Source organism: Mesorhizobium sp. G2-6-1 (assembly GCF_055809095.1).
The window spans coordinates 2723083-2749565 of record NZ_CM147896.1 but is presented as its reverse complement, the minus strand read 5'-3'; the positions used below and the strand labels follow the sequence as shown (position 1 = coordinate 2749565).

Sequence of the window (26483 nt, the reverse complement as noted above, 5' to 3'; positions counted from 1 at the left end):
AGCAGAGTTGGAAAATCCTCGCCTTATCGTTTCTATATATACAAGATTGCGATTTTTGTATATATTCATAACAAACGCGCAAATAACGCTTTCCTTGGCATTAACACGTCCACACATTTGCCAGGGATATGCCGCCGAGGGGTGGTTAAACGGAGGTGTGGCTCCAGTGGATACGGAAATGAGTTCAACGCATACGCAATGGGAGAATCTTCATGATTAATAGACTCAGCGTCGCCCTGCTCGCCGGACTAACAATGGGCTTGGGCCTTGCCTTGCCGCAGACAGCGGTGGCCGATGAACCGGTTTCGGTTCGGCTGAAATGGACAGCTCAGGCACAATTTGCCGGCGTTTATGCTGCCTTGGAAAAGGGCTTCTACAAAGATGCGGGGTTAGACGTGACCATCAATCACGGCGGACCGAACATCAGCAGTGATACGCTGGTCGCAGCCGGCTCCGACATGTTCGGCTTGGTCGGCGGCACCGAGGTCGTCCTGTTTGCCAGGGAAAAGGGGCTTCCTCTGGTGGCCATTTCCATGCTGCAGCAGACATCGCCACACGCCTTTGTTGCGTATGACGACAGTGGCATCAATTCGGTCAAGGATTTCAAAGGAAAGAGGGTCGCCACCTGGTTTTCCGGACCACAATATACGCTGTTTGCAGTTTTGGCTGCGGAAGGCGTCGAGCAGTCGGACGTTGACATCATTTCCCAACCCTTTTCCATGCAACCATTCATCGACAAGCAGTACGATGTAAGCACGGTCACAACTTACAACGAACTCAACGTGCTGCGCGAACAGGGCATCAACAATATCAAGCTGTTCTACCCGCTCGATTCTGGTGTCGTTTCCCAACAGGACGCTATCGCCACCTCCGAGAAGGTCATCAAAGAGAAGCCTGAAGTCGTCCAGGCCTTCCTAAATGCCACGCTCAAGGGTTGGAAATTTGCGCTTGAGAACAAACCAGAGACAATCGATATGGTGATGAAATATGGTTCAGCGCTTGATCGCCGTCATCAGGAACTTATGCTCGACGAACTCGATAAGCTGATGGTTGCACGCCAGGGCGGTGAGCTTGGCTTGGGTGCGATGGACATGGAAAACATCGAGAAAGTCCAAAATAACCTGGTCAAGTTCGGCGCGCTCAAGGCACCAGTTGACTTGAAAGCCGCCTTCGACACGAGCTTCTGGGAAAAAGTTCCCGCCGAAGACAAAAAAGTAAAGCAGTAACAGAAGTTAAATAGCAGGGAGAGGCGCATCGTGTCCGCAGAAAATGATGTGATAACGCCAACGGCTGATACGGACGCTTCGTTGTTGCGCCTCTCCAATATATGGAAGCGATTTCCGGGCAAGGAGTCCGAGACCATCGCGGTCAAGGACTTCAACCTGGCGATTGAGCCCGGCGAATTTGTTACTCTGATCGGCCCGTCCGGTTGCGGGAAGTCAACTCTTTTCAATATCATAGCAGGCCTGATTGTTCCCGATCAGGGAAGTTCGATCGTTCTCAACGGCAAACCGCAAAAAGATGGCGACCTTCTCGGCAAGGTTTCTTTCATGCCGCAGCGTGACCTCCTGTTCCCATGGCGCACTGTGCTTGATAACGCCACTCTTGCCCTCGAGGTCGAGGGAATATCACGACGCGAGGCACGCAAGCGTGCGGAGCCAATGTTTGCGGAATTCGGTCTTGAAGGTTTCCAGAACAAGTTCCCGCATGAATTGTCCGGGGGTATGCGTCAGCGCGTTGCCCTCATGCGCACGTTTCTTTTTGAACGCGATCTCATTCTCCTGGACGAACCCTTCGGGGCACTGGATGCGCTGACCCGTATGATGATGCAGAAATGGCTGCTGGACATCTGGATGCGGCACAAGCGGACCGTCGTGTTCATCACGCACGACATTGATGAAGCGATCTTCATGGGTGACAGGGTGATCGTCATGAGCGCCCGTCCTGGAACGATCAAATCCAGCGAGGTTATTCCAATCCCGAGGCCGCGCGACACAGATGTGGTCACCACGCCAGAGTTCATGGCAATCAAGCGCCGTTTGCTCGCCAGTGTCGAGGAAGAGAGCATGAAAACTTTCGGTGCCGCGGGGACGAAATGACCGGGTGGCAAGGTAAATACGACACGCTATTGGGAATTGTCGGGGCGGCGTTACTATGGGAAATGAGCGTGCGCCTGCTTGGCATATCGCCGCGCTACCTGCCGTCCCTTGTCGCCATCGGGCAGGATGCATGGCTGGTTTCCGACGACCTGAAGGCTGGTCTATGGCGAACCTTCATCGAAACGATCGCAGGTTTTTCAAGCGGAGCTCTTGTCGGGGTGCTGTGCGGCATCGTCTTCAACTATGTGCGGATCATCGAGCGTGTCGTCCTGCCGATTTTTGTCGTATCGCAGACGATCCCGGTTATTGCCTTCGGCGCTATCGTGGTCATGTGGTTCGGCAACTCCATCATGGCCAAGGTCGTCATCTCCTTTTATCTTACCTTTTTCCCAGTCACGCTCAGTACGTTGCGCGGCCTTCAATCATGTGACGCATCCAAGGTGGATCTGCTTCGCAGCTTCGGCGCATCAAAATTTGAAATGTTCCTCAAACTGGCACTGCCAACCGCGCTTCCCAGCATCATGGTGGGCCTGCGCGTCGGGGTTTCGCTCAGCCTGGCAGGAGCAATTGTCGGTGAATGGTTCGGCGACACGGTGGGAATTGGCGTGATGCTGCTGCAGGCGCTTTTCTTTGAACAGGTGGTAAGGATTTGGGTTCTCATCCTGCTCTCAGGTGCCCTTGGTGCATCACTCTACGGGACCATCTATTTCATTGAACAGAAGGTGATATGGTGGCGTACAAATTGAAGTTTGAGCGGCTGTTGTTGCCGCTCGCCTCATTTCTGGTTGTTTTCGGCGCATGGGAAGCGCTGATCGCCATATTCCAGTTTCCACCCTACATCCTGCCCAGGCCTGTCGATATCATCGTCAATTCGGTCACGCGCATCGACATGTTCTATAAGGCGGCTCTGCTGACGTTTTCAGAAGTGAGCATAGGCTTCCTGGTCGGTTCGATGATCGGAATCCTGATCGCTCTCATGATGGCGCTGGCTCCGCGCATCGAACGCATGTCGATGCCGATCATTGTGCTTATCAACTGCGTTCCACCTGTTGCCTATATCCCGCTGGCATTGATCTGGTTCGGCCTCGGTCCGAACTCCAAGATCGCCATGGCTGCTCTGGCAGTAAGTTTCCCCGTCATCTACAATTGCCTCGCCGGTCTCAAGCGCGGCGATGAGGAAGCTGTGAACCTGATGCGCAGTTTCGGCGCGAGTCCGATAAGCATTCTCTGGAAGCTTCGGCTTCCGGCCGCTCTTCCATCGCTTGTGACCGGCCTGCGAATCGGCATGACCAGAAGCACGATCGCGGTGATCGTTACCGAAATGGTTGGCGCATATGCCGGACTTGGTCAGATCATCTATCGTTCCACTGCGCTTATGGAGTATGTCGATGTTTGGTCCGCCGTGTTCGTGGCTTCTATCGGGAGCATGATTCTTTATTCGATTTTGGTCGCTATTGACGTCAAGCTTGTCTGGTGGCGTTAGTAAACGGCAAAACATACGTGCAAAAGATTTCATTACGTCCTTGGGACATGAAGGCCGAACCATGGATCAAGTGAAGACATCGAAGGAAATTTCCAGCTTGGGGGTGGAAAGAAACGCTTGCGAACACTGGCCGAGGAACTTCGCGAAATTCTCGAAGGTATGATTGTCGACGGTACACTGGCACCTGGCGAGCGCCTCGATGAAGTTGATCTGGGTGCCAAGTTTGGCATGTCGCGCACACCGGTGCGTGAAGCCCTGAAGGCATTGAGTGCTACGGGACTTGTCGAGGTTCGCGGCAGGCAGGGCGTGACGGTTGCCGTACTTTCCATTTCGATGCTCATCGAGATGTTCGAAATGATGTCAGTCATGGAAGGCCTTTGCGCCAAGCATGCATCACGCAGAGCGACAGCCGCCCAGAAGAATGAGTTGAGGGCCATTCACAACCGGCTCATTGAATCGCTGCAGCATCAGGATCCCGCGATTTTTTATGAGATAAACAGCGAATTCCACGATCTTCTCTACGAGGCATCGCACACGCATTTTTTGGCTGCGCGGACCCAGGCACTACGACGCAGGGTTTCCCCTTATCGCAGACACGTGACTTCGCAGCCCGGTCGTATGAACGCGACGATCGGTGAACACGAGGCAATTTTGCACGCTATAGAAAGTGCGGATGCCGATGCGGCACAGATGGCAGCGAGCAAGCATGTCATGTTGCTCGGAGACGACATGGCGGACTTCATCTCGGCTTTGCCGCAAGCGATGTCACGCGGTTAATGGAGGTGTGGTAATATACCCCTCCCCGATTACCATCGCTAACTATGCCAGTCCGTGCCTGCGCAAAACCTGCATTAACTGACGATTGAACTGATCTGGCCGTTCAATCATCGGGAAATGTCCGCAGTCGGCGATTGGCGTAACAACCAATCCATCAAGTTCGAGTTGCTCGCCACCCATCATATCCAGGGAATTGATGGTATCGCATGGACACAGCAAATTCGGCCAACGCTCTGAAATATCCCAGTCCAGCAAACCGCGAAGTGTCGAAAGCGCGGCGTCCGGACCAATGCCAATCATCTCGTTTGCAATCCACTCTCGGGTCTGGGAATCGAGATCGACCGCTGTAATCCTGTCGATCATGACACGTATATACGTCTCGAAGCCGTCTGCGATATCTGCACATCGGCGTTCAATCTCCCCGTTTGAACGCCTGCTGTAAAAGTAGGGATCGGTAAAACTGTCTACACCTATCAGCAGGCGACAGCGGGTTTCGAGCAAAATCGCCGCCTCCATCGCCACCGGTCCCCCCATCGAATGGCCAACAAGCACGATATTCTCAAGGCCCAGAAAATCGGCAACCGACACGACGTCATGCGCGTGTCCGATGATCGATTGAGGCACGTCAGGCAAGCGCGACAGACCCGATCCGGCGAGATCTATCATTATCAGGCAGCCGGCTGTTTCAAGCAAATCCAATTGGTTGCGCCAGACATGCTGATTTCCACACCAACCATGAATGAATAGGACTGCAGTGGATCTGGCTGCTTCATGAAGGGTGTAGGCGATACGCCCACCGTTTGATGATGACGCAAATCCGACTTCTCCAATTTGGGTTGAAAAACTCATTCTGTCCGCCTGCCCTCCCGTATTCTCCACCGTATCACCGTTTGTATCTGCTTAGCGGGTGCAAAGGGGTGCGGATAATTTCGTTATGCATGAAAATCATATTTGTATTTTTTATAAGATAAGTAGTATAATGATAAGCCTTCTAGAAGGCGATGGCAGTGGGCGTAACACAAACGACGCCGGGGAGGTTCGCGAATGAAGCGATTTGAAGTCCGTAATGCACATTTCGATCGGCTCGTGAACACGCCCGGCCTGAAATGGCTAGGTCAGAATACCAACCACACAACACCGCATCCCTCGGTAATCGAGGCAATGCACGACTCGATCAGAAAAGAAGAGTTTCACATTTATGCGCCCCCGGCCGGCTTCGAAGAACTCCGGGCGGGAATAGTTGCTGATCTCGGGCTTAAGGATCAATCCGCTCTTGTATCGGACGGAGCCGTCGCTTCGCTCTACCACATCTGCCATACATTCCTGGAAGCGGGCGACGAGTTCATTACGACTGACCCCACATGGAATTGGCCGATGGCGTTTGCGCGCTCAAAGGGCGCGACAGTAAAACAAATCCCGATTTATGGCGAAGAGCACGGCTACCGACTTGCACCGGAACGGCTTGCACAAGCGATAACTTCCAAGACGAAAATGATCTACTTCGTCGACCCAAACAACCCATTGGGAACAGTTGCGACGCGTCAGGAGATTGAACAAATCGCGGCTATTGCCAAGCAAGCTGGTGCCTATCTGGTTCATGATCTCGACCTATCGGCATTTCGCTTACGAGCATCATCTGGCTGCCGAATTCTATCCGCAAAAGACGATCACCACCTACAGCTTCTCCAAATGGCTAGGGATGGCGGGCATGCGTATCGGAGCATCGGTGGCATCTTCTGATGTTATCGAATGCCTGGCCGATGCCCCACCCAACAATCTTGGTTCGAGCATTGTTTCCCAACGCGCGGCTATTGCCGGGCTGGCATCGAAATCCGAATGGTTCCCGGCTGTCCTGCAGGCCCAGCGAGACAATCAGGCACGCGTCAAGGCCGCTGTCGATGCCGTTGATGGCCTGAGCATGCCCGTATATCCGTCGAACGGAAATTTTGTGATCATCGAATGCCAGGCAGCGGGCATTCAGCCCGAAGCGCTGGTTTCAGCCTATCAGACCCACGACATCATGATCCGTCAGGGCGCCTATCATACTCCGACTTTCGGCGATCGTTTCGTCAAAGTCAGTGTCAGCGTGCCGACCGACTGGGTCGAGGCGTTCGCACAATTGTTGCCGGACATGGTTGAGAAGGCGCGAGGTCTTAACGACCAGACCGCCTTGTTCTGAGGCACAGCGAAAATGTGGCGGATGCAATTATGCGGCGTTTTCAACCAGCATTCCAGGCAATTCCATTTCGGCATCATGCCATTCGCAGCGACCATGAAAAGCCCTTGATAACCGACAGGAAAATACGATGGATTTAAATCTGCAAGGCAAACATGTACTTATCACCGGCGCATCACAGGGTATCGGCGAGGAGTTGGCCCGTGGCTTTTCGGAAGAAGGATGCTCGCTTCATCTCGTTGCGCGTTCGCTTGACCGGCTCCAGGCCCTTAAGACCGACATAGAGAACCGTTCGGACTGCAAGGTTGGCATCTCGGCACTCGATCTCTCCTTGCAAGGGGCCATCGACCAGCTTGTCGACGCAGCAGGAGATGTTGATATCCTTGTCAACAATGCCGGGACCATCCCCAGCGGCAATCTTTGGCAGGTGGATGCCGATGCGTGGCGTCAAGGCTGGGCACTCAAGGGCTTCGGCTATGTCGATCTGACTCGGGCAATCTACCCGAAAATGAAGGCGCGCAGTGGCGGCGTCATTATCAACAACATCGGAAATGGCGGAGAAATTTGCGACCCCGACTACATAGCGGGTGCGACCGGTAATGCCAGTTTGATGGCCTTTACCAGGGCCCTTGGTGGAAGCAGCCTCGATGACAACATCCGTGTGCTCGGTATCAATCCGGGCCCTGTCGACACCAGCCGGATTTACAAGATGCTCAAACTGCGCGCCAAAACGCTCTTCAATGACGAGGCCCGCTATACGGAACTTCTGGAGCGCTATCCCCTGAAGCGTCCCGCCCATCTGCGCGAGATTGTTGACATGATCCTGTTCCTTGCGTCGGAACGCTCCGCCTATACCACCGGCACTATCGTTACAATCGACGGCGGTATTGCTGCCAGGCGTTCGGTTATCTGAGGGCGGACCATGACAACCATTCAAACAAGCGACGGCGTCAGCCTTTATTGCGAAACCGTCGGTCAAGGCGAGCCGATCATTTTCGTCCATGAATTCGGCGGCAGCCATTGGAGTTGGGAACCGCAGATGAACCACTTCGCACGACGGTTCACCTGCATAACTTTCGCGGCGCGCGGATATGCGCCATCAGACATTCCTGAAGATGTCGAAAAGTACTCACAGGCCCGCGCAGCAGACGATATTATCGACGTGATGAACGGTCTGGATATTGCCAAGGCCCACATCGTTGGACTGTCGATGGGCGGATTTGCCTGTCTTCACGCGGCACTGCGCCACCCCGATCGGATTTTGTCCGTCACGGCAGCAGGAGCGGGTTACGGTGCGGAGAAAGCGCACGAGGATTATTTCCGTAACATATCCAGTGAAGTCGCCCGAAATTTCGAAGAGCGGGGAGCCGTCGATTTCGCTCCTGTCTACGCGGAAGGTGCCTCGCGCGTACAGTTTCAGAGTAAAGACCCGCGCGGATGGAAACTGTTTGCCGACAGGCTTGCCAAGCATTCCTCGCTTGGCGCGGCCAACACGATGCGCGGCGTCCAGATGACCAGACCCTCTCTGTATGACCTCGAGACCGAGTTCCGCGCTCTGGAGAACCCGGTGCTGATCATGACCGGCGATGAGGACGATCATTGCATCCAGCCGGGCGTTTTTCTCAAGCGCGTCATACCTCGCGCGGGCCTGGCGGTATTACCCAAAGCGGGTCATACGCTCAACCTGGAAGAACCGGCGCTGTTTAACCGTATCCTTGAGGACTTCCTTCACGACGTACAATCGGGGCGTTGGGGCGCTCGCGACCCGCGCGCCAATCCGTCCCAGATTATGCGCACGGATTGAAGCCGATGGTTCCAAAACTGATCTCCGAACATGTTTCAGGCGAGCGGTTGTGGCAGCGCATACAGGCTCTCGCCTGCTTCGGAGCACGAGAAGACGGTGGGGTTGATCGGCCATCGCTTTCTGACAAAGAAGCTGCTGCACGCGCGCAAATTATTACGTGGGCGCGCGCCATCGGCTTGACACCCTTCACGGACGTAATCGGCAACCTCTTCCTGAGACTGGATGGATTGGAACCGGAACTTGATCCCGTCCTCTCGGGCTCGCATATCGATTCCCAGCCGACCGGCGGTAAGTTTGACGGCGTATTCGGCGTTCTGGCTTCGCTTGAGGCGCTGGAAGCAATGGTTAGTGCCGGATACCAGCCACAACGCTCGATTGAGATCGTGGCATGGACAAATGAGGAAGGATCACGCTTCGCTCCCGGCATGAATGGGTCGACTGCCTTCTGCTTTCCTGACAAGCTGACAGAGATACTGGCTATACGTGATGCAGATGGAACCAGTGTCGAACAGGCAGTGGAAACATTCCTCTCGCAAGACATCGATGTTGCCCTCAGGCCGCTTGGCCGCAAGCCCGCCTGTTTCATCGAAGGGCATATCGAACAGGGATCGGCACTCGAAAAGGCCGGCGTCCCTCTCGGCGTTGTTTCTGGCATACAAGGGACACGCCGATACCGGATTCGTGTCACCGGCAAGGCCGCACATGCCGGAACGGAACCCATGGCCGAGCGGCAAGATGCGTTGCTGACTGCCGTTGACCTGATAGCCGGTTTCAAGCACGCAGCCGCTGCGTTCGATGACTTCAAGTTCACGGTTGGTCATATGAAAGTCGAGCCAAATGCTCCATCTGTAGTGCCCAGCGAGGCTTATTTTTCAATCGACATCAGGCATCCGGATAACGATGCCGTCGAGTCTGTTGACAGATCGATACGAAGATTAATCGAAACCTGCCCTTCCCCCTGCACTATCGATCTGCAACAGATCGCCCAGGCGGACTCGATCGCGTTCTCAAATGCCATCCAATCGGCTATCGGCAAGGCTGCCGACACAGCCAAGGTACCGCATATGGCAATCTACTCGGCAGCAGGGCATGACGCCCGGCAGTTGCATGCATTGTGTCCGACGGGCATGATCTTTATTCCCAGTCGCGATGGGATCAGCCACAACCCGCTCGAATGGAGCGAACCTGAGCATGTGGAACAGGGGGCTAGAGTATTGACCGAGGTTCTTGTAGCCCTGTCGAAAATATAGTGGACTGTTCTCCATCTGTGAATTTCCACCCAACTTGAACCCGCCATAGAGCAGGTCGTATCGGTGTGATTTAACTGTACAAACTGGCATCCCCATTAGGCCATGGAAACATTCCAGGTTTGCCGCTCAATATTACCGGACCATGATTATGGAAAGCTTCCGTTCGTCAATTGGGATTGGGTATGTGCCCGCCGCCGCAGGTGGTCACCTGGCTTGAGCAAGTCCCGTAGGTCCAGCCGTGTAGGCGCTGCCCGAAATACACGCCCTCCACCTCGACCCAGTTGCCGAGGCAGGCGTAGAAATCTTCGACTTCGAAATTGTCCGCCCCCCGGGTTCGCCGTTCGGACCCGGCTTGTAAAGGTCGGCGATGACGGGTTTGCTAGTAGATGGACCGCTGCGCAGATATCGCTCTTCGACCCAGGAATAGAGGTAACGGCCGGACACCCAGCCTTCGCCATCGAACACAACCTTGTCATTGTCGTATGCGTAGTCGGGCATCACGGCGTGCTTGATCTGGAACCAACCATCTTTCGAACCGGTGATGGTGACCTCGCCAGCAAATTCTTCGCCCTCAATATTGCGCGGCGGCGGAATCCGCCCGATCATGGCGTTATTGGCACCGGGGCCAGCGCGGATATTGAGGCCGTTTGGATCCTTGTCGCTTGAAATCGCGCCGAGGGAGCAGATTGTTATGCCGCCAGCATCGCCGCCGGCAGGAAACGCGGCTGTTTCGTCGTTCGCCAGGGCTGATCCCACGGAGAGAACCGAAAGCATCAGGCTTGCCGCCACCACAATGGTATATTTCACGCCCGTCTCCCATTTTTCACGAAAAATGGACCAAGGCGCATAGAGGAGTGCTTCTGGAAACATGTCAAATAGTGACCACTCTTGCACTACGTATTTGCCAGCCATGTGCGAAATGCACCGGGTGTAGCCATCGCCTCCCAAAACACTTGGCTACGCAAACCGTCCCACAGAGACGCACCGCCCAAACCACGGAAATGTCAAATCTATTTGGAGACGACAGGAATAGCAGAAAAACCAGCAGGCTGAATGGTGGTGGAGCCAGTCTCGAGCGAACAGGTCTCCGGTCAATTTTCCCTGCAACAGGGAAATTAACAGGGAATATTTTCAAAAAATCGTATATTTGGCCGATTTTCGCTGATAATTGTGACGTGATACCAATGAGTTAAGAGGCAAATTCCCTACGCATCGGAACAGGGAATTAAATCGAGCTATCAGGGAAACTTTAAGCGATTGCAGGGAAATTTAGTAAGCGTCTCGGGAATGCACGGCTGTTTCTGGATAAGGTGTGCCGATCTCTCCTGCGCGATGTAATTTGCGCAGGAGAAGAACATCATGGCCAGATTGAATTCTAAGAAGCGAACGGGCAGCCGTTGAAGCGGTTTGGCAATTGGCGAGCGACGTTTAAGACTGAAGCTTCAGCGGTTCAGGGTAAGTTACTCTATCGCCGTGGTGGAGGTCTTGCCGAGGCGCTGGGTGGTCGAGAGGACATGCGCCTGGTTTGGGGCGTTGCCGCAGATTGACCAAGGGCTTCGAGAACCTATCACGCAACGCCCTCGCGTTCCTCAAACTGGCGTCTATCCGCCTTATGCTGCGAGGGCTCTGTTCAAACTGAAAAACTTTCCGGATTGTCGCGGAGGCTATGGCTTGCGGTACTTCGATATTGGGCGTTGCCCGTCGTTACGGGATAGATAGCCCATTGCTCTTTCGCTGGAAGAGGGAGTTCGCTCCACCGGAACAGAAGCCTGTATTCCTGCCGGTGATTGTAAGTGCTAGTTCTGATCAGGTTGACGCCAAGGTCAAGGGAGGTGATCCCCTCATCAGCGGCTCGGAAAACGCCATATCCACTCGACCGCAAAGCCTATCGGCGGAGAAATGTCATCGAACAGTTATTCTGCCGGCTCAAAAACTGGCGGCGCATTGCAACACGATACGATCGCCAAGCTTCAAATTACCTCTCAGAAATTGCTCTCATCGCAACTCTAATCGCGTGGATTTAAACGAGTCCCCATCCTAGGGTCACGGCTCGGTGAGGTTTCACACACGGGCGACATTACACTCTTTTTCTCGTCATTGTCGGACACCATCCACCATCGGATAGCACCAAGGGCAAGCATCTTCGGCACTGCGGCCAAGTGGATCCCATTCCGGCAGGCTGTCCCAGATCGCTTCGCCAGCCTGTTGCGACTCCTCGCGGATCTTGTCGAAATCGACGCCCGGGATAATGCCACCTTCCATGCAGATTTTGCCATCTACAATAACGGTATCAACATCATCACCGACGCCGCACTCGACGAGCCCCTTGATCGGATCCCGAACCGGCCCATAGCGCAGTGTATTTCCACCGGACAAATCGATGATGATGATATCGGCAAGCGCACCGGGAGTAAGACGCCCGAGATCGCTGCGTCCGACTGAATCGGCACCGCCAAGGGTGGCCGCCTCGAAAACCTCGCCAGCATTTGCCGCAAAGTACGAATGGCTCATGACTTTACCATGATAAGAAGCAGATCGCATGTTCATGACCATGTCACGCGGATAGGTGTCCGATCCGATCGAGATGTTGACACCTGCATCCTGGTATTTTTTCCAGCTATCGAGAACACGTGCCCGTCGCACGATATTGATAGGGCAATGCGAAATCGTAACCCCGGATTCACCCATCAGTTTCAAATCTCGGGCCAGTGCGTAATTCATGTTCGCATTGTCCGAGATAAAATTCCCGTGGCCAATATTGAGTGTGGGTCTCAGCAGCCCCACATCGTCCAATAACTCGATGGGTGTCATTTGATACTCACGCACGATATCGTGAAACTCAAGCACGCTGTAGGCGGCATGCGTTGCCATCGGCAGTTTGCCTTCATCGGCAGCTTCGCGCGTCCGACGCAAGAGTTCGATGCTCGATGTCTCGACCTCTCGTGGTATGAGAATGCCACGAACCCTATCTCCCGCGGCACCACTGTTTCGAGATATCCAGTCCAGCGCTTTGTTCAGGCCATCAAACCCCTGCTCCTCATTGCGAATGCGTTTGAGACGGCCTTTTTCATCCCCCACCCAACGGCCACAATCATATCCAGGTGAGAGATATGCGCGCGTGCCAAGTCGGTCTACCTCTGCAAGAAGCGCATCCTGAACATTCAATTGGCTCCCGAACTCGATAAATGTCGTTACGCCATTGCGCAGAAGTTCAGCAACGGTGAAAGTGGCGTTCAAGGCAAATGCCGCTTCGGCACCCAAAGCTCCGTGTTTCAGGTAGCGTGGGTCGCCGCTCACCACTTTACCTTCCTTGGGAACGCTAATCTCGAGAAAGGGTTGGCCGAAATAGAATGGGCGTCCATTGTCGGCGATCAAGCGGTGCGATGCACGGTGCCCGGAATGAACATGCGTGTCGATAAAACCCGGCGCAACCAGTTTGCCGCTTGCATCAATGGTCTTGTCGATCTGGCCGTCGAATGTCCTTCCGACATGAATGATCCGGTTTTCCTCGTAAACGACCACACCATTCTGGATCAACCGGTGATGACCATTCTCGTGGCCAACAATCCAACCGGCATTAATCAATGTGCGCATACAGAATCTCCTGAAATCTGAAATACTATGGGTAAGAACGGCCGGGCTTTTGCGGCTGGTCACGAATTCTCGTTAAACCCGGGGCGTTTGGAAAAGCGAAATCGCCAAAGCTGGTAGGTCACGACGCAAGCGACCCCGACGACGCCGATCAGGTCTGAAGCCGTCTCCGACATTACGAGCAGCGGCCCTAGGCAAAACAGGATGCCCCTTAGCGGCATCGCCAATGGCCCAAAGGCATATCCGCCGGTCGCCACTGACAAACAACTAATGCCGACGGCCGCACTGGTTATCACGCGCGCAATGTGGCCGGGGTCACCCTGAAGCAGCAGACCTTGATCGAGGGCAAACACATAGGGGATCAGGAAACCTGGAAGAGCGATCAGAAACGCGACCACGCCAGTATTCCATAAATTGGCGCCGCTGAGGCCTGCCGCCGCGTATCCCGCAAGGGCGACTGGCGGCGTCACCATCGACAGGATTGCAAAGTAGAAAACGAAGAGATGAGCCGCGAGCGCCGGGATGCCGAGTTCCTGCAAGGCTGGCGCGACGAGGATCGCGGAAACCAGGTAGGCCGCCGCGGTCGGCATGCCTATGCCAAGCATGAGCGTCAAGATCATGGTGGCGGCCAGTGACAGAAAGATAGATCCGTTAGCTACGTCCAGAAGCCATCTCTGGAGATCGAGTGCCATTCCCGTCTGGATGAGCGTACCAACGACAATTCCAGCAACAGCCGAGGGAATTGCAACTTCAGTCGTCGCACGAACAGCAGCGACGATTGCCCGATAGACGTCATTCGGCCCCATGCGCGTAGCCGGGCGCAGCCAGCTTATCGTGATCACTGCAATCGTTGTGATCGCGCCTGTGAGCATCAACGAATAATGCGCCATCAGAAGATAAATCATCAATATCAACGGTGGAATCAGATGCCACCGCGCACGCAAACCAGCCAGCGATTCCGACACCGGCAACGAATTGTCCGGCCGCAAACCTTGTCGACGGGCATAGCTGTCTACAACAACCAGAAGCGACAGGTAGAACAGAGCTGCCGGAACGATAGCGGCATAGACGACGTCGGCATAAGGGACACCCACAATGCTGGCGAGAATAAATGCCGCCGCACCCATGACCGGTGGAGCAAGTTGCCCTCCCGTCGACGCGGTTGCCTCGATGGCCCCTGCCATCGTCGGCTTAAACCCGGTTTTCTTCATGAGCGGTATCGTGACGATCCCGCTCATCAATACGTTGGCTACCGCGCTCCCGGAAACCATGCCGAACAGGCTGGAGGACACGACAGAAGCCTTGCCGGCCCCTCCCCATGCGCGGCCTGTTACGCAGTAGGCCAAATCCACAAAAAGCTTGCCTGCCCCGGATACCTCGAGAAACGCTCCAACGAGAATGAAGTAAAAAACCATATTCGCCGAGGCGGAAATGGGAGTCCCGAAAATCCCTTGTGCGGACAGCACTTGAAGATCGATGAAACGCGCCAGGCTTAATCCGCGATGGGACAGGAAATCAGGCAAATATGGGCCAAGGAATATGTAGGAGATGAATAGAACGGCTATCCCCGTTAAAACCACGCCAGTTGTTCTTCGGCAAACTTCAAGCAATAGCAATATGAGAAGAACGCCGAAGAAAATGTCGATATTATAGACAGCATCGACGCTCGCAATACGTGTCGCGACACGGACACCTTGCGTTATGAAATAGCCGGCACTGACAAGAGAAAGGAGACAGAAAAACATGTCTGGAACCGAGATGAGATCGTCAGCCCCTCGCCGTCCCCGACGACCGAAGGCAAGAAAACCTACTCCCATCGCCGCACCTACATGAGCTCCCAGAAAGGATAATTCCGGCAGCGACCGGCCTATAATAAGTGGCATGAACTGTACTATTGTCAGGGCAATCGCAATTACCCCGACAAGTACCTTTCCATACAAAGCTGGCAGCATTCTCTCGTCCCCGGTCAAAATTCAATGACAGATACGCGTCACGAAATCAGCGAAGAAGGCCAGCTTCGCGGTAGTAGCGTTCGGCACCTGGGTGCAGCGGACAATTTCCATTCAGCGCCGGATCAGCAGCACTTTTGGGATCAAAGTCTGATAGAGCCGCATGAATGGACGGCAACTTCTTCGCATTTTCCACGATTGTCTTGGTAAATTCATAGACAATTTCTTCTGGAACGGACGCCGAGACGATGATCTGGGACGACGTGGACACCGTCTTCACTGGTCCGGTTTGGTCCTCAAACGTCTTGTCCGGAATTTCAGCCGCGGTCCAACCATGCTCCTTGACCATCCCCTCAATTACCTTGTCGGAGAGGCCGAGCACATTTGTATCGTTGATTGAAACAATTTGCGTCGCAGCAGGATGCCCTTTAGTCACAACATGGGCCCAGCCATCTGCCCTTCCATCTCGAAGGCTTTCCGCCGCGCCCGAGCGCGCCGAGGCTTCCACTTCTCCTCCTTTGGCGGCAACGTCATCCGGGCTTGATCCCATCAATCCCAACACTTGACGCACAGCCTGCTCGCCAGTGCCGCCAGGACGTGTTGTCAGAAGATGGAAGCCGCCTTTTGCCTCGACGATCTCATCCCAGGATGTGACATCAGATGACTTGTTCACAAAAGTTGCGAAGTAATATTTATCAAGCCCTCCCATCACACTAAGTACTTTGTCGTATTTTTCTCCAGAGAACACACCGGTGCCGGCACACGCTTCAGACGTCGAGACGGAGAATGTAATACCAAATTCCATCTCCCCGGACTGAACGAGTTTGATATTTCCAATACCACCGGCCTGAGGCAGCACACTTATGGTATATCCTTCGGGGAGATTTGGCTGAACCATGTTCGCCATGCCCGCGCCATAATTATACCAAGATGACCCCACTCCAACCGTTCCGAAGCGAAGCTCCTTCCCACTTTGCGCAGATGCCGGAAGGATACTCATTGAGCCACCCACAATCGCGAAAGCTATTGCTAAAGTATAACGCATATTTTCCTCCTTTTTACGACTTGTTTTATTTGTGTGATACCTCGTTTAAAATGGGTATACTTCACAAATGCTGATTATTTCACGAAATTTTGACAGATTTTATTTCTAATTGTCATAGTATAAAATTATGAAATGGAGAATTTTGTTTCTAATTCAGGAATTTTGACTGAGATTGTCTGTAATTTTCTAATCGAATTACACGCCAATTTACGGTCGTCATTTTGCGAATATTTGTGTGAATGGCTTTTGCATCGCAGTTCTGCCGCCGCCAGCGATAATAGGTGATCGGCGCTATTCCGATTTTGCGAGCCGCCTCCTCGGTTCGACAACCGCTTGATATGAGCGAGTCAATCTCCCGAAGTTTCGATGTGATTTCCGTCAAAGAATGAGGTTTTCTTGCCATGTTTCCTCGCAACTCTGTCCCGATTTCGATGCATATCCATTCAACGAGCGGCCTACATCAGGCCTTGCCCAAGCCAACATCCTCCCCCCAGCGTTTGACCAGCTCAGTTTCAACGCCGAATAAATCCAATGCGCGGCCAACCGTATGATCGACCATCGCGTCGATGCTTCCGGGCTTCGCATAAAACGCGGGAACCGGTGGCATTATGATTGCCCCCAGTTCAGAGGCATTTGTCAGAGTGCGCAAATGCCCTGTGTGAAGCGGCGTTTCGCGCACCATGAGAACAAGCCTGCGACGCTCTTTGAGAATGACGTCAGCCGAACGGGAAAGTAAGTTCGATGTAACTCCGCAGGCGATCTCCGAGAGCGTTCGAATGGAACAGGGCGCTATTATCATACCGTCCGTTTTGAAGGACCCGCTGGAAATCGCAGCGCCGATATCGTCGATGCGATAGCTGACATCGGCCAGACTTGCGAGTTCCAAGGGACTAATACCCAACTCGTGCGCAACCGTTATCTGCGCTGACCGCGAGACCACCAGATGGCTTTCAACGCCCGCACCTTTAAGGGCGAGCAGAATTCTCTGGCCATATACCGCCCCGGATGCTCCGGTAATTCCCACTATTAGGCGTGAAGTACTCAATGTTGATGCTCCCGCACGTCATATAGCCACCGTGGACCGTTGACATTTTCACTCGAACAACCCTTGCCAACACAATCCGCATCCGTTCGACAAGTCGAAACAGCCGTGGCAAACCACTAAGGATCAGAGCGAGAAATTCGCTGTCGCCAGTATCTCCTTTGCTCGTGCGCGCTGCTCATCCGAGATAGTAAGTCGCTCAGCAAACCCGGCTTCCATTGGAGCCGTTGCGTCGATTCCCATTTTTGTTACGGTAAACGTTGCTGGATCTGAGGTTGGGTCGATGATCGCGGATTTCACGCCGGGGATCATGACGATGTCCTTCTCGGCGCGAACCCTGGTTGCGATGGCCCACATCACGTCATCCATGTCGTAGATATCGACATCGTCATCAACGACAACGACGTATTTGGTGTAGAGTTCTGTTCCGAGAGCGGTCAGCATCGCCATTTTCGGCTCGCCCTCGGACACCTTTTTCATGGAAACGATGGCCATGAAGGCTCCGCAAGTCTTGTGGGGCACGTGAACCGCCTTGACGTTAGGCATGTTACGACGAAGGGCATTTAGCAACTCGCCTTCACGTGTGACGCATGAGATGAGGATGTGATCCCGCGACATGCCAGACACAACGCTATGAAAGAACGCGTCTTTGCGCATTCGTACACGGCTGGCCACGAAGACATTCTGCGTACTGCGGTAAGACGCATAGCCGGTAAACTCACCGAACGGCCCTTCCGGCTCCCTCTCTCCGGCAAGAATCTCGCCCTCAATGACGATCTCCGCGCCCGCGGGCACTTCAAGATCTCCGACGCCACATTTCGCCAATCTGTAGGGCTCGCCGAACAAGCCACCGATAATTTCGAATTTCCGCACATCTGGAGGAAATGAATAGACCATCGAGCCCATGTAATGGAGCGGGTGGTTGCCGATCACGATCGCGACAGGCAACGAACGGCCCATCTGCTCGGCACGGCGATAGAACTCGTACATGCGCCGACGGGAATGAAGCGACACACCTAGCCTGTTCTTTCCCTTCAACATCAATCGATGGAAGCCGGTGGTATCAACGCCGGTGACGGGATCTCTTGCTGCGATCTGCCCCGCCGTTATGTAAGGTGCCGCATCCACCGAAAACTGGAAGGGTATCGGGAGTTTTGTGAAGTCGATGTCATCACCCTCGAAAACCACTTCGTCCCACGCCCCTTTCGAAACTGTTTCGCATGGAATGTAGTTTCGGCACCGTTCACGAAACGCCGTAGACAGATCTGCCAAATCAACCTGCAGGCACGAAGCCAGAAGCTTCCGATTGGCGGCTATGTTCGTCACGACGGGCATCGAGTGGCCATCGACATTTTCAAAAATAACGATAGGGGCTTTACCAGCACGATCCAGTTCAAAGACGACTGATGTCATCTCCAGCTGCGTGCTGACCGGCTCCCTGATACGAAGAATTTCCTCGGGAAAACGGCTCTCGACCGCACTAAGGAAACCCCGCAAACTCTGGTTGTCGACAGTCACATCATGCTCCCGGGACAAGAATACTGACCATCATCCTAACGATGGAATTATATATGTAAATCCACTTTCTCATAAAAAATTGATTTTTTGGTTGCCATCGTCAAATGGACGTCGCACGCTGTAAAGGCAGTTGACGCCGCAAGACGTTACGCATTCAGAATATCCTCAAGCGGTGCGAGAGTTTTTGAGAACGAACTACCATCCCGACAATTGAGCCAACGAGGCAATTTCTGTGGCTGATAACCTTTCTATGGATGGCCCCCACTGGCAGTTTGCGCTCGCGACTTACAGCAAAGCAGATGTTCGATCTGCCTGTCTGCTTCTCCAGGACAGACATGGTGTGGACGTGAACATCCTGCTTCTGGGGCTTTATGGTGCCAGCCGGATGAATATCGGTTTCTCCAAAATGGAGATCGAATTGTTGGACGCGCATGTGCGAGAATTCAGAAACAACGTGGTCGCTCCCCTGCGCGCCGCACGGCGATGGCTGAAGGGAGCATCCTATGGCGACGTTTTCTGCGATCGGGTCAAGGAAACAGAACTTCGGGCTGAGCAACTGGAACAGGCCATCATTGCGAGGTGGATGTCCGAGGCGAAGCGCGATCTAGTGGCGTCCGATCTGCTGGCAACAGCGGAACGAATTGTGAGCTACTTCGCCAACCAAGACAGGTCACAAAGGAACTCCATCCAGGACAATCGGACAGGCGATGCGATCAAGACGATAGTCAATGCCGCTACGTCGGTGGATGACCGATCATGAGGCTAAACAACGCATCTAATGAAGAACAAATTGTCCTACTTGATCCTGCCACCGATACTTCGATCGGAACGATGGAGAAGCTGGCAGCTCATAAGGAGGGGCGTTATCATGCCGCTATTTCCGTCCATTTGATCGACTCCGAAGGTCGGCACATTCTTCAAAAAAGATCGGCTATGAAGTACCATGCGCCGGGTTTATGGTCGAACGCATGTTGCAGCCACCCCTTCCCCGGAGAGGCAGATGAAGCCGCGGCAATCCGGAGATTACGGGAGGAACTGGGTATAAACTGCAAGCCTCGTCATTTCGGCACCATCCGCTATCGTGCATCAGTGGCGGCACCTCTAGGCATCGATGGCAGATTGATTGAGCATGAAAAAGTTGAGCTGTTTGGTGCAATGTATGCCGGCCCTATGCGGCCGAACAAATTAGAGGTAACAGCGGTGAGGTCCGAATTCATGCAAATGCCGAATGCGAACGAGGCGAATCTAACGCCGTGGTTTATCCTATATCTAAAAACATTTGGCACAAGAATTGCTGAAATAGTATACGATAATGATATATATGATTTCGGATACCATGATTTATTCGAATAAATAAGTATTAATGATATTGATACAATTAAAACAACAACGACAAGAAACATATATATGTCAGAGTCAACCCAAGCGCAAATCGCCTATGAAATAATCAGGGCTGACCTTCTCGCTTGCCGAATTGTACCGGGGCGGCGCGTTCGTATTAACGAAACAGTCGAGCGCCTAGCTTTGAATCTCAGCGCAGTTCGCGAGGCACTTTCGCGTCTTACGGCCGAAGGCCTACTCGTTGCCACACAGCAACGAGGTTTTCGCGCAGCACCCATTTCAGCCGATGATTTGCGCGATCTCACACCCGTCAGAATTGAAATTGAGATCAGTTGTCTTCGGCGATCCCTTCGCAAGGGTGATCTTAGCTGGGAAGCCAATCTCGCTGCCGCATTTCATAAACTTTCCAAAACGCCGATGTTTGAAGACGGCACTCCACTGCGATCTTCCGAAGCATTTCCATTAGCCCATGACGAGTTCCATCAAGCGCTGATTTCCGCATGTGACAACAGATGGCTATTGCGCATTCGCGATATCCTCTATTCGCAATGGGAGCGTTATCGCCGTTTAGCCATTCAAACCTCAAACTCCGGGCGAGATTTGAATCAGGAACATCTCAACCTCTACAACGCAGCATTGGAACGTGATGAGGACAAGATAGCCTTGTTGTTCCACGATCACCTGAGCAAAATGACTGATATTCTGCTCAGCGAAAAACATTTCTTTGACAACCCCGAATAGTTGATCCGCATCAAGTGCGCGTTTCGGAATATCTCCGTGCCTGACATTCCCCACCGCTGATCCCGGACAGGGTGTTCCGCTACTCGGGGTCACGGCCCGGTGAAATTTCACACGTAAAATGCATTCACAACGCAAACTCTGTCACGAATTTGGTCCGCTGGTAAGCTTCAAAGCCCTCAATGCCGCTTTCTGACCCAAATCCGGATTCATTGACTGCACCGGGAAACTTATCATTCCCGGCATGGTCAACACACACACATCTCTTTCAGACCTTGCTGAAAGGGCTGGGCGACGACATGGAACTCAAGAAGTGGTTTGCCTGCATGACCGGGCCGGCTGCGGTCCATCTCACTCGTGACGACATCCATATAGCCGCACTGCATGGCTGCGTTGAATCCAATCATTCAGCGTCACCACGCTGGTGGATTTCCAATATGTGCACGTCCAACCCGGAATAACCGACGCTGTTGTTGAAGATTTTGGTCAGACAGGAATGGGAGATTTGTCTGCCTTGTGTTCATGAGCAGTGGTGGCGAGTTTGGCGCGCCGGTGCAATTGATCGAGGAGACTGACGTCGTCATGGCTGACGTTCGCGCGGCGGTACGCCGGCACAACAAGCCTGGCGGCCGCGTTCAAGTCGGGATTACACCGTGCTGATGTGGACCGTTGATCGCGATGCTTATCGGAAGACTCGCGAATTGGCGGACGCTGAAAAAATTCTGATTACCACCCATCTTTCCGAAACGGATTTCGAGATCGCGCGCGCAGCGACTACGACTGCACAGATACACAGATGTTGAGCGAACTGGGTTTCTTGGGTCCCGATGTGCTGGCTGTCCATTGCGTCAACTGCAACAGTCACGACATTCGAACCCTCAAGTATCATGGGGTCAAGATATTGCATAACCCATGCAGCAATCTCTATCTGGCCTCGGGTATAGCACCGATTCCAGAGATGCTGGCGACTGGATTGACGGTGGGGTTGGGGTCTGACGGCCCGGCCAGCAGCAGCAACCACAGCCTGTTCCAAGCCATGAAATTCGCTGCCTTGATACAGAAAAGCGTTCACCGCGACGCTACGATCATGACCGTCGAAAGGGCTCTCGAAATGGCGACTATCGAAGGCGCACGGGCGGTCGGGCTGGAGAACGAAATTGGGTCAATAGAGACGGGGAAAAAGGCGGATGTTGTTGTGATCGACATCGACAATGCGTGGCTGACGCCATTCCACAATGCACCCTCCACGCTCGTCTATTCGGCGCTCGGGCACGAAGTCTCGACGGTGATGATCAACGGCGAATTCGTCATGAGGGACAGGCAGATGCTGAGTGTCGACGAAACGCGAACAAGACACATGGCGCAGAAGGCTGCGGACGAATTGTATCGACGAGCTTCCACTTCACATCTAAGAAAAAGACCGTGGCGTTCTGTCGCGACCTAATGCGATTACGGCGTTAAGCGAAGCATCTGGAATAAGATGTGAAAATTCACACTGGTTGCGCATGGCACATCTCCATTCGCCTTGGGTGATAGACATCAAAACGGCATAGATAATCGGGCGCGAGCGCCGTGGTCGCGGACGTTGGAACCGAAACGTCCGCCGTAAGATAGCCCAAGACGGCTATCTTCAGCGAGATCAACGTCAATGCCAGCTTCCACGATAGTCACATCGCGAACAATTGGCGCGCCTGAAACGGCGAAATCCGTACCACCGGCAAATGCATGGGTTGCTACTGGCGTGACATCACCAAACCCATGTTGCCAACCGAGCATCCCGTGTAGAGTGCCGATAAATCCACCTAGCGAGACATTGCTTTCGCCGCGCACGCCGAGCGTGCTAAAGGCTGTGTCCTCGGATCGGCTTTTGCTGGTCAGCGCCGCCGTTCCACCGCGCTCACTGAACCCGTCAGTATCCAGATTGACGTAGGCTAGGCCTGCGAAAGGTTCAAAGGCAATGGAGCCTACATCAATTTTGTATCCCAGTTCACCAAATGCCTGAGCAGTACCAGCGCGGTAGTCGGCGTTAAGTGTGTCGGCAAACCCGCTAAAAGAGACTGATCGGCTTACCGTGACGTCATGCCATGTGTAGGCCGCGCCTGCCCGCAACGACAGGGCTCCCCACATCCGGCCGCCATAGAGGCCAAGATGATAATTATCACTTTCTCCAGATGATCCCCGATCACTCACATGAAAACTGGAGCGGCTGTAACCAGCCAGAAGCCCTAACCGCCATATATCGTCAACCAGCGTGTCGGCGCCAATGAGGAAGCCACCCGTTGAGCGGTCGAGGTTTCCGGCGTTGCCGTCGCTGTCCGATCGGCCCCAACTACCAAATGCATGACCCCAAAACCCGAAGCGATCGGTAGAGGCGGGAAGGACTTCCAGTCCACCGGGACCATAGCCAAGTACAGGGATGGGAGCGGCACTCACATCCCCGAACGCACCGCGTATACGATCAGTGGCGATATCGCGGACCAGCCGGCTGTTTGCAATCAACGTCGATGCAATCGAGGCATGTATCTCGCCCGACAGGCTGTCCAGTGCGTGACGTGCTGCCATCACGTCAGGAAGCCCGACGATTGCATCATGCACTGGATTGCCCGATGCCAGGCTCTCAGCGCTAGTGCCCGTAGCGCATTGGTTTGCGCTAGCAGCTATGGAACAAAAACTGGCTGCATTGCGCACCGCATCGAGATAGACAGCCCCTGGATCATAAGCGAGAGCAAGATCAATAAACGGCATTGCAGTGCTGGGGTTGAGCGTATCATAGGTGCCGGTAACGCCGCCCGTGGCCGTCAGGATTGTGTAACGCGTACCAGGTGAATAGCTACCGGATGCATTGAGCGCTATGACATCTCCACCAAGAATATTGGCGTTGCCTGTGGCGTCTATACGGTCGGAAGTCCCATCAGGCGCAATCTCCACGCTATATATTGAACCGGGCGCGAAGGTGATGTCACCATTGACGTGCAAGGTGCCAATGGAATTGCCCGGTGCGACAGTGCCGCCTGACGAAATCGTGGTCGTGCCAACCCTACCCGATCCACCAAGCGTTCCATCCGCCATTACAATGATAGTGCCACCAAGAAATGCGGTTGTGTCGAACCCGACGCTGAGCCGGCCGCCTGTTACTGTCGTTGTCCCAGCAAACCCGGAACTATCGCCTGTCAGAGTTGTCGCGCCTGCACCATGGTTGAATGAACCGGAACCCGACATGTTGGAAGCAAAAACAACGCTGCCAGTGTGATTGAAATTAAGTGTGCCGTTGCCGTCGCCGAAAGTGACCGTGGGTGCAGTTACACTCCCCGGTGCGACCGGAATTCCTCCCGCAGCGGCGCCGATGTTCAATGTCGCCACTGAGCCGACTTCAGGCGCGAGCGTGATGCCGCCAGATGCACTCAAGACACCGGCGTTCTGGACGTTTACCGTGCCGGTTCCCGGGCCGAGCCCCAGAGCGGGTTGCCCGCCCATGAACAGCCCGTCATTAATGATCCACGAGGCTCCATTGCCGGAAATGTTCACGTTCCCAGGTGTGCCGTCTGCACCAACGAAACCGCCTCCGAAGCCGGGTTGACCACCCGTATTGGTGAGGACGGTGCCACCGGCCAACACATTCAATGTGCCGCTGCCGCCCGAGAATCCGAATAACCCGACCCCTACTCCCGTGATATCGGCGACATCCAGCGTAGCGCCACTTTGAACCGTCAATGTGCCGACACCACCGGCCAGGCCGATCCCGACATTTTGTGCAGCTGTCCAACGTGTATTGGCACCGGTAAGAGTGACCGTGCCGACCGCGCCTGTGCCAATGCCGATGCCGTCCGGCAGACCCGTGTTGGCATCCCCGGCGCTCGTCAATGTGGCACCGTCGGAAACTGTCAACGTGCCAATTCCCGGATATACGATGCCATTGGCTGCGTCGAAGAACCCGCCGACATAGAGCCCACCGCTATTGACCCACGAAGACCCAGCGCCGGAAATGGTCGCCCTGCCGACACCACCATTGATAGGAGGGCCCATGCCATTGTTGCTTGGACCTCCTCCGCCAATTACCGAAAACGCATATGGTCCGTTGATGCCGGTCGAAAGGGTGCCGCCATTCTCAATGACAAGCGTACCATTCCCGCCCAGGGCACCGCCTATGAAAGATCCAGAACTACTGATCGTCGAGCCGGGGCCTGAAATCGTGACCTCGCCATAAGTATCACGTCCCACGCCAGCGTTGATAAACGCGGTGGACGTCAAGTGAGCGCCGCTGGTTACGCTCAATGTTCCCTTGCTGGTGCCTGCGGCGTTGACAAGGGCAAGGCCGGCAAAATCACTTATGGACGAACCTACAAAAAGTGCGGCGAAGTCCGCGGTGGAATTGTCCTCGATCGTCAACCACCCTGTCGCCCCCGATGTGCCGACAAGCACCGCATCCGCTGTTGTCCAACTCGATCCAGTTCCAGTCAGCGTAACGCCACCTAGCGAGCCAGTCCCTATGCCGACAAAAGTTCCAAAGAAATTGCCCGTTCCATTTACCAGTTGCCCGCTATTGGAAATGGTCAAAAATCCGGTGCCTGTCGTAGCCGTGCCGGTATTCAGATCGAATTGACCGCCGACCTGCAAATAGCCAGCGGTGGCAGATGCGCCGTCAATTGTCGGCGAGTACGGAGTAGTGGAGTTGATCGCAACATCGTCGGTTGCATTTGGAACTGCGCCCGTCGACCAGTTCAGGCCGGTGAACCAATCTTGTGATTGTGTTCCAAGCCAGTCCTCGGCTTGCGCTTGGCCGCTTATCGCAAACGCGATCAGCACGGCAGAAATACTGATGGGCATTGTGATGACTGAACGTTGCCGTTGTGGGGTCATCCCATCCTATTTTTCTTCCCGGGACCGCACCTGTTCCAAAAACGAATCACTTATCGCACTACTGTGAATCATAATTGAAATAATCTCCAGTCACCGCGTTTCCGCGTGTCGAAAACTACACGAAAGCAGCGCTTCCGACATAGTTCGTGAACGCAGTGTCTTTTGTGATTAACTGTGAAGAGGAGATATTTCGGGCTGGAAAAAGCAACAGCTAAGAACGTAGGTGCCGATGTTCGAAGCGTTGTTTCAGATATGCGTTAGCGGCGAACTTTGGCCCTTCGCCGAATGAGCCGCATCACATTGATTTCACAACAAAAATGGCATACCATCAAGTTGTAAATCGCAATGATCGGGACCCCTGCCAGGCACCAATAATGTCGTAGAATCTGATGCTTGACGCTCCGCGGCATAGGATCATGTTGGACGAAAGTTCACATGGGATAGTCTAGGTGCGAATTTCGCGTCAGTATCAGTGAAATTTCACATGTGAAACCCTGCATTGCCTATGGGCGGATACGATATGAAATGGGTCCGAATTTCTCTGACGAGATGATTGGTCGCCACATAGACTTTACACCGAACCGAACTGCGTGCCGCAAGGCCAGTGTAAGTCAGACAACGTTCTACGATTGGCGCAAGAAGTATGCCGCAGTTCTGTCTTAGGACAAAGCTATGCTGCAGAATGTCCTGTAAAAAATGGTTGGTTCACACTGTCGTTGCAACGAATTTGATCGTTGACGATTCCAGTTTGCGTAAGTGTATCCGACCTCTCGCGAGTGGGCTGCTGTTGCAGCCGGGCCACGATGTGATGCG

The 26483-nt window shown here is 53.9% G+C and carries 24 protein-coding genes and 2 pseudogenes; 16 read left to right on the top strand and 10 right to left on the bottom strand.

Annotated elements, in window-relative coordinates; translation table 11 throughout:
- Nucleotides 1-212 precede the first annotated feature (212 nt).
- The 5 genes from AC0L7S_RS13255 (at nt 213) to AC0L7S_RS13235 (ending at nt 4359) form a co-directional block, all read left to right on the top strand.
- A complete protein-coding gene (locus tag AC0L7S_RS13255) occupies nt 213-1226 on the top strand; it encodes an ABC transporter substrate-binding protein (RefSeq protein WP_473471488.1) in 1014 nt (337 codons plus the stop codon).
- Between the two features lie 30 nt (nt 1227-1256).
- Nucleotides 1257-2099 (top strand): ABC transporter ATP-binding protein, encoded by an 843-nt coding sequence (locus AC0L7S_RS13250; protein WP_473471487.1) that lies wholly within the window; start codon nt 1257-1259, stop codon nt 2097-2099.
- Nucleotides 2096-2845, top strand: a complete 750-nt coding sequence (locus AC0L7S_RS13245; RefSeq protein WP_473471486.1) for an ABC transporter permease — start codon at nt 2096-2098, stop codon at nt 2843-2845. Before AC0L7S_RS13250 ends, AC0L7S_RS13245 begins: the two co-directional genes overlap by 4 nt.
- Nucleotides 2827-3582, top strand: a complete 756-nt coding sequence (locus AC0L7S_RS13240; protein ID WP_473471485.1) for an ABC transporter permease — start codon at nt 2827-2829, stop codon at nt 3580-3582. Before AC0L7S_RS13245 ends, AC0L7S_RS13240 begins: the two co-directional genes overlap by 19 nt.
- A 117-nt stretch (nt 3583-3699) precedes the next feature.
- A complete protein-coding gene (locus tag AC0L7S_RS13235) occupies nt 3700-4359 on the top strand; it encodes a GntR family transcriptional regulator (RefSeq protein WP_473471484.1) in 660 nt (219 codons plus the stop codon).
- A gap of 42 nt (nt 4360-4401) precedes the next feature.
- On the opposite strand, the gene AC0L7S_RS13230 is transcribed toward AC0L7S_RS13235, so the two are convergent.
- Complete coding sequence (locus AC0L7S_RS13230; protein ID WP_473471483.1) at nt 4402-5208, bottom strand: alpha/beta fold hydrolase; 807 nt, start codon at nt 5206-5208, stop codon at nt 4402-4404.
- A 195-nt stretch (nt 5209-5403) separates the two neighbouring features.
- On the opposite strand from AC0L7S_RS13230, the gene AC0L7S_RS13225 reads away from it, so the two are divergent.
- The 5 genes from AC0L7S_RS13225 (at nt 5404) to AC0L7S_RS13205 (ending at nt 9589) form a co-directional block, all read left to right on the top strand.
- On the top strand, nt 5404-6099 hold the full coding sequence (locus AC0L7S_RS13225) for an aminotransferase class I/II-fold pyridoxal phosphate-dependent enzyme (RefSeq protein WP_473471482.1): 696 nt from the start codon (nt 5404-5406) through the stop codon (nt 6097-6099).
- Nucleotides 5996-6538 carry an aminotransferase class I/II-fold pyridoxal phosphate-dependent enzyme gene (locus tag AC0L7S_RS13220; protein ID WP_473474288.1) on the top strand — a complete coding sequence of 181 codons (543 nt, stop codon included), beginning with the start codon at nt 5996-5998 and terminating at the stop codon, nt 6536-6538. The genes AC0L7S_RS13225 and AC0L7S_RS13220 overlap by 104 nt, the downstream gene beginning before the upstream one ends.
- A gap of 127 nt (nt 6539-6665) precedes the next feature.
- A complete protein-coding gene (locus AC0L7S_RS13215) occupies nt 6666-7448 on the top strand; it encodes an SDR family oxidoreductase (protein WP_473471481.1) in 783 nt (260 codons plus the stop codon).
- Nucleotides 7449-7457: 9 nt separating this feature from the next.
- Complete coding sequence (locus AC0L7S_RS13210; RefSeq protein ID WP_473471480.1) at nt 7458-8339, top strand: alpha/beta fold hydrolase; 882 nt, start codon at nt 7458-7460, stop codon at nt 8337-8339.
- Between the two features lie 5 nt (nt 8340-8344).
- Entirely contained in the window at nt 8345-9589 is a 1245-nt protein-coding gene (locus tag AC0L7S_RS13205; RefSeq protein ID WP_473471479.1) for a M20 family metallo-hydrolase, read from the top strand.
- A gap of 204 nt (nt 9590-9793) precedes the next feature.
- Here AC0L7S_RS13205 and AC0L7S_RS13200 read toward each other — a convergent pair whose 3' ends face one another.
- Nucleotides 9794-10396, bottom strand: a complete 603-nt coding sequence (locus AC0L7S_RS13200; protein WP_473471478.1) for an SH3 domain-containing protein — start codon at nt 10394-10396, stop codon at nt 9794-9796.
- Nucleotides 10397-11068: 672 nt separating this feature from the next.
- Here AC0L7S_RS13200 and AC0L7S_RS13195 point away from each other — a divergent pair.
- Together AC0L7S_RS13195 and AC0L7S_RS13190 are read left to right on the top strand one after the other, a co-directional pair.
- Nucleotides 11069-11228, top strand: a pseudogene (locus AC0L7S_RS13195) (transposase); the annotation flags it as partial.
- Nucleotides 11229-11409: 181 nt separating this feature from the next.
- Nucleotides 11410-11613, top strand: a pseudogene (locus tag AC0L7S_RS13190) (transposase); the annotation flags it as partial.
- Nucleotides 11614-11683: 70 nt separating this feature from the next.
- Here AC0L7S_RS13190 and AC0L7S_RS13185 read toward each other — a convergent pair.
- From AC0L7S_RS13185 to AC0L7S_RS13160, 6 genes are all read right to left on the bottom strand, one after another.
- Nucleotides 11684-13183 (bottom strand): chlorohydrolase family protein, encoded by a 1500-nt coding sequence (locus tag AC0L7S_RS13185; protein ID WP_473471477.1) that lies wholly within the window; start codon nt 13181-13183, stop codon nt 11684-11686.
- A gap of 59 nt (nt 13184-13242) precedes the next feature.
- Entirely contained in the window at nt 13243-15132 is a 1890-nt protein-coding gene (locus tag AC0L7S_RS13180; RefSeq protein WP_473471476.1) for a TRAP transporter permease, read from the bottom strand.
- A gap of 46 nt (nt 15133-15178) precedes the next feature.
- Nucleotides 15179-16174: a TAXI family TRAP transporter solute-binding subunit gene (locus AC0L7S_RS13175; RefSeq protein WP_473471475.1), complete on the bottom strand. Its 996-nt coding sequence runs from the start codon at nt 16172-16174 to the stop codon at nt 15179-15181.
- Nucleotides 16175-16322: 148 nt separating this feature from the next.
- On the bottom strand, nt 16323-16577 hold the full coding sequence (locus tag AC0L7S_RS13170) for a transposase (protein WP_473471474.1): 255 nt from the start codon (nt 16575-16577) through the stop codon (nt 16323-16325).
- Between the two features lie 57 nt (nt 16578-16634).
- A complete protein-coding gene (locus AC0L7S_RS13165) occupies nt 16635-17219 on the bottom strand; it encodes a UbiX family flavin prenyltransferase (RefSeq protein ID WP_473471473.1) in 585 nt (194 codons plus the stop codon).
- Between the two features lie 123 nt (nt 17220-17342).
- The gene (locus tag AC0L7S_RS13160; protein ID WP_473471472.1) at nt 17343-18734 is read right to left on the bottom strand and encodes a UbiD family decarboxylase; all 1392 of its coding nucleotides are present in this window, start codon (nt 18732-18734) and stop codon (nt 17343-17345) included.
- A gap of 250 nt (nt 18735-18984) precedes the next feature.
- Between AC0L7S_RS13160 and AC0L7S_RS13155 the strand changes: the two genes are divergently transcribed.
- From AC0L7S_RS13155 to AC0L7S_RS13145, 3 genes are read left to right on the top strand one after another with little or no spacing between them, the layout of a single operon-like run.
- Nucleotides 18985-19494, top strand: coding sequence for a TIGR02444 family protein (locus AC0L7S_RS13155; protein ID WP_473474287.1), 510 nt, complete (start codon nt 18985-18987; stop codon nt 19492-19494).
- Nucleotides 19491-20087, top strand: a complete 597-nt coding sequence (locus AC0L7S_RS13150; RefSeq protein ID WP_473471471.1) for an isopentenyl-diphosphate Delta-isomerase — start codon at nt 19491-19493, stop codon at nt 20085-20087. Before AC0L7S_RS13155 ends, AC0L7S_RS13150 begins: the two co-directional genes overlap by 4 nt.
- Before the next feature lie 54 nt (nt 20088-20141).
- Nucleotides 20142-20816 carry a GntR family transcriptional regulator gene (locus tag AC0L7S_RS13145; RefSeq protein WP_473471470.1) on the top strand — a complete coding sequence of 225 codons (675 nt, stop codon included), beginning with the start codon at nt 20142-20144 and terminating at the stop codon, nt 20814-20816.
- Between the two features lie 245 nt (nt 20817-21061).
- Here AC0L7S_RS13145 and AC0L7S_RS13140 read toward each other — a convergent pair whose 3' ends face one another.
- Nucleotides 21062-21220 (bottom strand): hypothetical protein, encoded by a 159-nt coding sequence (locus AC0L7S_RS13140; RefSeq protein ID WP_473471469.1) that lies wholly within the window; start codon nt 21218-21220, stop codon nt 21062-21064.
- Between the two features lie 389 nt (nt 21221-21609).
- On the opposite strand from AC0L7S_RS13140, the gene AC0L7S_RS13135 reads away from it, so the two are divergent.
- On the top strand, nt 21610-22257 hold the full coding sequence (locus AC0L7S_RS13135) for an amidohydrolase family protein (protein ID WP_473471468.1): 648 nt from the start codon (nt 21610-21612) through the stop codon (nt 22255-22257).
- 95 nt (nt 22258-22352) lie between these two features.
- On the opposite strand, the gene AC0L7S_RS13130 is transcribed toward AC0L7S_RS13135, so the two are convergent.
- The gene (locus AC0L7S_RS13130; RefSeq protein ID WP_473471467.1) at nt 22353-25637 is read right to left on the bottom strand and encodes an autotransporter domain-containing protein; all 3285 of its coding nucleotides are present in this window, start codon (nt 25635-25637) and stop codon (nt 22353-22355) included.
- Nucleotides 25638-26483: the final 846 nt, after the last annotated feature.

Coding starts and splice junctions, on each gene's coding strand:
- AC0L7S_RS13255 (WP_473471488.1), top strand. CDS start 213: ATGATTAATAGACTCAGCGTCGCCCTGCTCGCCGGACTAACAATGGGC.
- AC0L7S_RS13245 (WP_473471486.1), top strand. CDS start 2,096: ATGACCGGGTGGCAAGGTAAATACGACACGCTATTGGGAATTGTCGGG.
- AC0L7S_RS13240 (WP_473471485.1), top strand. CDS start 2,827: ATGGTGGCGTACAAATTGAAGTTTGAGCGGCTGTTGTTGCCGCTCGCC.
- AC0L7S_RS13230 (WP_473471483.1), bottom strand. CDS start 5,208: ATGAGTTTTTCAACCCAAATTGGAGAAGTCGGATTTGCGTCATCATCA.
- AC0L7S_RS13225 (WP_473471482.1), top strand. CDS start 5,404: ATGAAGCGATTTGAAGTCCGTAATGCACATTTCGATCGGCTCGTGAAC.
- AC0L7S_RS13215 (WP_473471481.1), top strand. CDS start 6,666: ATGGATTTAAATCTGCAAGGCAAACATGTACTTATCACCGGCGCATCA.
- AC0L7S_RS13210 (WP_473471480.1), top strand. CDS start 7,458: ATGACAACCATTCAAACAAGCGACGGCGTCAGCCTTTATTGCGAAACC.
- AC0L7S_RS13205 (WP_473471479.1), top strand. CDS start 8,345: ATGGTTCCAAAACTGATCTCCGAACATGTTTCAGGCGAGCGGTTGTGG.
- AC0L7S_RS13185 (WP_473471477.1), bottom strand. CDS start 13,183: ATGCGCACATTGATTAATGCCGGTTGGATTGTTGGCCACGAGAATGGT.
- AC0L7S_RS13180 (WP_473471476.1), bottom strand. CDS start 15,132: ATGCTGCCAGCTTTGTATGGAAAGGTACTTGTCGGGGTAATTGCGATT.
- AC0L7S_RS13175 (WP_473471475.1), bottom strand. CDS start 16,174: ATGCGTTATACTTTAGCAATAGCTTTCGCGATTGTGGGTGGCTCAATG.
- AC0L7S_RS13170 (WP_473471474.1), bottom strand. CDS start 16,577: ATGGCAAGAAAACCTCATTCTTTGACGGAAATCACATCGAAACTTCGG.
- AC0L7S_RS13155 (WP_473474287.1), top strand. CDS start 18,985: ATGGATGGCCCCCACTGGCAGTTTGCGCTCGCGACTTACAGCAAAGCA.
- AC0L7S_RS13150 (WP_473471471.1), top strand. CDS start 19,491: ATGAGGCTAAACAACGCATCTAATGAAGAACAAATTGTCCTACTTGAT.
- AC0L7S_RS13145 (WP_473471470.1), top strand. CDS start 20,142: ATGTCAGAGTCAACCCAAGCGCAAATCGCCTATGAAATAATCAGGGCT.
- AC0L7S_RS13140 (WP_473471469.1), bottom strand. CDS start 21,220: ATGATTGGATTCAACGCAGCCATGCAGTGCGGCTATATGGATGTCGTC.
- AC0L7S_RS13135 (WP_473471468.1), top strand. CDS start 21,610: ATGTTGAGCGAACTGGGTTTCTTGGGTCCCGATGTGCTGGCTGTCCAT.
- AC0L7S_RS13130 (WP_473471467.1), bottom strand. CDS start 25,637: ATGCCCATCAGTATTTCTGCCGTGCTGATCGCGTTTGCGATAAGCGGC.